Source organism: Micromonospora sp. DT178, from assembly GCF_049841695.1.
GTDB lineage: Bacteria > Actinomycetota > Actinomycetes > Mycobacteriales > Micromonosporaceae > Micromonospora.
This window is the reverse complement of the sequence record NZ_JBNCKV010000102.1, coordinates 1-242: the sequence shown is the minus strand read 5'-3', so window position 1 is coordinate 242 and position 242 is coordinate 1. Positions and strand designations below refer to the sequence as shown.

Annotated in this window: 1 protein-coding gene; it reads left to right on the top strand. The window is 65.7% G+C overall.

What is annotated here, in order from left to right:
* On the top strand, window positions 1-242 hold a 242-nt coding region (locus tag ACLQ22_RS32150), incomplete at both ends, for a beta-ketoacyl synthase N-terminal-like domain-containing protein (protein ID WP_425695629.1).

The following is a 242-nucleotide window of genomic DNA, read 5'->3' as shown; positions in this document are numbered from 1 at the left end:
GTGGGGATGGGGTGTCGGTATCCGGGTGGGGTTGGTGACCCGGAGGGGTTTTGGCAGTTGCTGGTCGAGGGTGTTGATGCGGTGGGTGGGTTCCCCGTGGATCGGGGTTGGGATGTCGGGTCGTTGTATGACCCGGATTCGGCGCGGTCGGGGACTAGTTATGTGCGCGAGGGTGGGTTCCTGGCGGATGCGGCGTTGTTCGACGCGGGGTTCTTCGGGATCAGTCCGCGGGAGGCTGTGGC